This window comes from Pseudarthrobacter sp. (assembly GCF_036675385.1).
In the GTDB taxonomy this organism is placed as follows: domain Bacteria; phylum Actinomycetota; class Actinomycetes; order Actinomycetales; family Micrococcaceae; genus Arthrobacter.
The window spans coordinates 1-4,624 of the sequence record NZ_JAKFFD010000155.1 but is presented as its reverse complement, the minus strand read 5'-3'; the positions used below and the strand labels follow the sequence as shown (position 1 = coordinate 4,624).

The 4,624-nt window shown below is 64.4% G+C and carries 5 protein-coding genes and 1 pseudogene; 4 read left to right on the top strand and 2 right to left on the bottom strand.

Features of this window, described 5'->3' with window-relative positions:
* Together V6M49_RS12435 and V6M49_RS12430 are read left to right on the top strand one after the other, a co-directional pair.
* Positions 1-231: pseudogene (locus V6M49_RS12435) on the top strand (nucleoside hydrolase); the annotation flags it as partial.
* A 62-nt stretch (positions 232-293) separates the two neighbouring features.
* Positions 294-1,553 carry a S8 family serine peptidase gene (locus tag V6M49_RS12430; RefSeq protein ID WP_332761278.1) on the top strand — a complete coding sequence of 420 codons (1,260 nt, stop codon included), beginning with the start codon at positions 294-296 and terminating at the stop codon, positions 1,551-1,553.
* 17 nt (positions 1,554-1,570) lie between these two features.
* On the opposite strand, the gene V6M49_RS12425 is transcribed toward V6M49_RS12430, so the two are convergent.
* The gene (locus V6M49_RS12425) at positions 1,571-2,353 is read right to left on the bottom strand and encodes a GntR family transcriptional regulator (RefSeq protein WP_332761280.1); all 783 of its coding nucleotides are present in this window, start codon (positions 2,351-2,353) and stop codon (positions 1,571-1,573) included.
* A 469-nt stretch (positions 2,354-2,822) separates the two neighbouring features.
* Between V6M49_RS12425 and V6M49_RS12420 the strand changes: the two genes are divergently transcribed.
* Positions 2,823-3,665, top strand: coding sequence for an esterase/lipase family protein (locus V6M49_RS12420; protein WP_332761277.1), 843 nt, complete (start codon positions 2,823-2,825; stop codon positions 3,663-3,665).
* A gap of 285 nt (positions 3,666-3,950) precedes the next feature.
* A complete protein-coding gene (locus tag V6M49_RS12415) occupies positions 3,951-4,262 on the top strand; it encodes a hypothetical protein (protein ID WP_254748161.1) in 312 nt (103 codons plus the stop codon).
* A 201-nt stretch (positions 4,263-4,463) separates the two neighbouring features.
* Here the strand turns inward: V6M49_RS12415 and V6M49_RS12410 are convergent, their stop codons facing one another.
* Positions 4,464-4,616: a DUF4383 domain-containing protein gene (locus tag V6M49_RS12410; RefSeq protein ID WP_332761279.1), complete on the bottom strand. Its 153-nt coding sequence runs from the start codon at positions 4,614-4,616 to the stop codon at positions 4,464-4,466.
* Positions 4,617-4,624: the final 8 nt, after the last annotated feature.

The window sequence follows — 4,624 nt, the reverse complement described above, 5'->3', positions numbered from 1 at the left end:
ACGGTGGCCCCGGTGGTGCATGCCGCCGTCGACACCTCTGCCGGGCCGGGCCGCGGGCAGACCGTCTGCGACATGCGCGGCTCCTACTTGGGCTACCCGGAGCAGCCCGGCGCGCGGTGCCGGGTGGTCCTCTCGCTGGAAGGGGACTTCGCGCCGCACCTGGTGGAGACGCTGCTGTCCTTTACTGAAAGTACGACGGCGGCACTTGCCGCGGGTGCGGCGGCCGCCTGAAATATCCGCAGACTTTTCCGCAACCACTATCCAGCCGGTCCGGGTTAGCGCAAGATAACCCCATGAAAAAAACAGTTATCGCCGGTTTCGCGGCCCTCATGATGGGGCTCGGCGCCATCACCTTCGCCGGCCCAGGCAACGCAGCGCCCGAGCCGTCGCACATCGCGGGGCAGATTATGGTCAAGTTCCGCGTTGATGCGGCGGCGGTTGGGGTACTGCGCCGCCATGGCCTCAGCGACGGCCCGTGGATTGGCAGCACGGGGGCCCGCCTCATCAAGGTTCCGGCCGGCAAGGAACTGCAGCTCATCGACGCCCTCAGCCGGAACCCAAACGTTGAATACGCCGAGCCGGACCATGTGGTGACGGTAGCTACCGATCAGCCCAACGTCGACTATTTCCCCCGCCAGTACGCTTTGCACAACACTGGCCAGGAATTTACCAGCACGTTGGGAGTAAAAGTGGCCGGGGGTACGCCAGACGCCGACGTGGACGCCGTCGAAGCGTGGGTTAAAACGACTGGTGCCGGCATCAGGGTGGCTGTGCTCGATACAGGAGTCACGAGCAGCCACGACGACATCTCATCACAGGTTGTTGAACGCGTTAACTACAGTGATGCGGCAACTGGTGAAGACAAATACGGCCACGGCACACACGTCGCCGGCATCATTGCCGCCATCAAAGATACGGTTGGCGTCTCCGGTGTGTGCCCGGACTGCGACATCCTGGACGGCAAAGTCCTGAACGACCAGGGGTCCGGCTCCACCTCGAGCATCGCCAAAGGCATCGGCTGGGCCGTGGATAATGAGGCCAAGGTCATCAATATGAGCCTGGGGCAGCGTGTTTCCTCACGGACCCTGGAGATCGCGGTTAATAACGCCTGGAAGGCAGGGGCGGTGATCGTCGCCGCGGCCGGCAACGCCGGTACCCAGGCCAAGATCTACCCGGGCGCCTACGCAAATGTTATTGCCGTTGCAGCAACCGACAACAAGAACGTGAAAGCCTCCTTCTCGACCTATGGCAAGTGGGTGGACGTCGCAGCGCCCGGTGTCAGCGTGTACTCGACCTTCCCGAACGGATCCTTTGTCCTGGGGACGCAAAACAACCGCTCCCATGGTTACGACATCGCCAGTGGCACCTCGATGGCTTCACCCATCGTCGCCGGCGTTGCTGCGCTTGTCTGGAGCACTTCTGCCGGGACCGGAAACGCATCAGTCCGCGACAAGGTCGAATCATCCGCCGACGAGAATATTTACGGCACCGGCATGTACTGGGCCAATGGCCTCGTGAACGCCTGCGATGCGGTCGGTTGCGTACGGCCCTAGTCAGACCGCGGTTGCCGTCAGGACTGCAGGGACTGCATTACTGACAGGTGGCCGGCGCGGGCCGCGATGAGGCACTTGGCCAGGTAAAAGGGCCGGTTCGCGTGCCTGACGTACTGGGTGAGGACCAGCACAGGGTCCGACGGCCGGAGGTCCAGCAGCTTCGCTCGGCTGGGCCCCACCTGGCTCAGGCTGATCTGGCACTCGCCCGGACCGGGCTGCCGGCCGAGCTGTTTGGTGAGCGTGGCAAGCAGGGTGGCGCCGGCGTCGTCCTCGATGTCCAAAAGTGCGGCGGGGCGGCTGCCGAGGCTGACGGGCTGGGCGGAGACGTTTTCCTGCAGGTGGGCGATGGCCTCGCCGTCGCGGATCAGGACGGATTCCCACAGCCAGCAGTCGCTGCCGGGCTCCACGCCGACGCCGGGGGCGACGAACTCGGAGGCGGGCTGCCGCTCCCGGAGGACGCGTTTGATTTCCAGGTGCTGGCCGGGGCCGCCGAGGACTTCCTCGAACGGGCGGATCCGTTCGATGCCGATGCGGGGGAGGGTGTCCGAGACGAAGCGTCCGACGCCGCGCCTCGCCCGGATGAGCCCGTCTTCCTCGAGCAGCATGAGGGCTTCGCGGACCACGGTGCGGCTGACTTTCATATCGGCGCCGAGCTCGGTTTCCGTGGGGATCATGGAGCCGGGCTTGAGGAGGTCGTTGCGGATGGCTTCGGCGATCCGGGAGTACACCGCCACGCGGAGGGGTGAGCCGGGCTGGGCCTGCACCGGCTGGGACAGGAACCGGACGGCGTCCTCGTGCACGTTATGCCTCGCTTCGTGGTCTGGGGATTCCCAGCCTACCGGTGTGACGCGTTTGTTGGACAAGGCGCGGGTGGCTTTGCACCTGCTTGCTCAGGATGTCCCAGCGCTAAAGTTCCTGAGGATCACATTCATAGGCCTGATGGGTTCACCGGTCATAGCCTGAGAACCTGCCTTGGCGCTGCGGCGCTATGTTCCGCACATGGTGCACATTTGTGCAGCGACCTTGAGGGGTTTTCTCAGGGCCTTCACGGACGCATACGCTACCCACCAGTAACAACGCTGGGTTTGAGGGTTTTGGCCTCGGGGGAGAGCGCACCGCTTTATAGGGCTTTTTTGGCGCACGTCTGTGCAACCCGGCTCCGCAAGGACGGGTGTGCTGCGTAGCATGGGAAACCCGGCCGGTGCCTGATCAACGCCCAGAACCATCACTACCGGCCGCCCCTGTTGGCACATGAACAAAGAGGTTTCCATGTCATTCGTTACCCGGGCCCTGTCCGTTGCGGCTGCCGCCGTCCTCGTCACTTCCTTGGTTGCGGCTCCCGCCCAGGCGATCGAGATTTCCCCGCCGGGGGCCAACGACTGGTCCTGCAAGCCAACCGCCGAGCATCCCCATCCGGTCATCCTGGTACCGGGAACGTTCGAGAGCATGGAGAAGAACTGGTCCACCCTCTCGCCGTACCTCAAGAGCGCCGGGTACTGCGTTTTCGCCCTCAACTACGGCGAGACGAATGGCGTGTATGCCACCGCACCGGTGGCCGAGTCAGCGCAGGAACTCGCCCCGTTTGTGGACGCGGTACGTGCTGCCACCGGAGCGAAGAAAGTGGACCTGGTGGGCCACAGCCAGGGCGGCATGATGCCCCGCTACTACATGGGCTTCCTCGGCGGGGCCAAGTACGTCCGTCAGCTCATCGGCATCGCACCCTCCAGCCACGGGACCGAAGGTGTGATTGTCCCGCCGCCGGGCTTCGTCCAGGACCCTGACTTCACCGGCTTGGGCTGTGCCGCCTGCGCCGATCAGCAGGCAGGCTCGGCGTTCATGCAGGAGCTCAACTCCATCGGCGACACCGTAGCGGGACCCTCCTACACCGTCATCTCCACGGTTTACGACGAAGTGGTTATTCCCTACAACAGCCAGTTCCTGAACGGTCCGGCCCGGCAGGTCACCAACATCACCATCCAGGACAAGTGCCCGGCAGATGTCTTCGAACACGACCAGACGCCGAATGACCCCGTGGTGCACCAGATCGTGGGCCACGCCCTCGGCAAGGTTTCCGGCCCCGCGGACCCTGCCTACCAGCCCGCCTGCTTCTAGCCGTTGTGCCGGTGTGAGTCCAGGGCTAGACCGGCGCGCCTGACAGCAACCAGACGGTGCCGCAGGCCTACAGCGTCTCGGGAACCTTGCGCCCCGGAAAGAGTGTCGAGTACTGCGATAGCGTGCGTGCACATCAGCCGCCGTGGGTCCGCCGGCTCTTGCAGCCCCAAAAACCTATTGCGGCGCCCATCCCGTAAGCGGAGAATAACGTCACTGGCGGGGTTCTGAATCCTCTCCGCCGTGGATATCGGGGCTTCGCTGAAGCTCTATTTTCAGGAGATATCCATGAACACTAAACGTTCCTCCGCTGCCGTCGCCGCCGCCGTACTGGCGGTGCTTTTTGCCGGCGCTGCCCCGGCTTCAGCCGAGATTGCCAACGAACATGCTGCCTGCACCGGACTCGGCATCTCGGACCATGCAGTCGCCGACGGCCCGGGCGCCGTTGCGGGCATCATCACCGAGATCAAGGGTGCCGCTACTGTCTTCGGTTTCGACAACATGGGCCAGGTTGTGAGCAAGTTCTCGAAGGTCCATGCCGGCACGCACGTACCTGGCTGCGAGGAAGCCATTGAGGACATTCTCGTCGCCGGGCCATGACCTGACGAGTGCAGGAGTCGGACTTCCGCAGGCAGGCCGGGCGGGGAGCACGCTCCGGAAAGAAGGATGGCCCGAACTGGTTCTATGGCCGGATGCTACGCCCGGCCGGCCCGATCGGGAACGGCAATGGCCCCGGCAGCAGCGGGGAGCTGCAGCGGGGGCCATGACCGCCCATGCGGCGGGTTTCCGCCGGGGGAGTTGCTAGGCGCGTGCCTTGGCCTGGCCCTTGGTGAGGATCTTTGCCAGGGCAACCATGCCGACGCCGAGCAGCAGGTGCAGGACGTTGTCGAAGCCGTTCAGCGGCACGAAGTTGCCGGCTGAATCCTGGGGGACCACCAGTCCGTAGACGAACAGGACCAGGT

What these genes read in the sequence shown, in the direction of transcription:
- V6M49_RS12430 (WP_332761278.1), top strand. Translation starts at nt 294, where the DNA reads ATGAAAAAAACAGTTATCGCCGGTTTCGCGGCCCTCATGATGGGGCTC.
- V6M49_RS12420 (WP_332761277.1), top strand. Translation starts at nt 2,823, where the DNA reads ATGTCATTCGTTACCCGGGCCCTGTCCGTTGCGGCTGCCGCCGTCCTC.
- V6M49_RS12415 (WP_254748161.1), top strand. Translation starts at nt 3,951, where the DNA reads ATGAACACTAAACGTTCCTCCGCTGCCGTCGCCGCCGCCGTACTGGCG.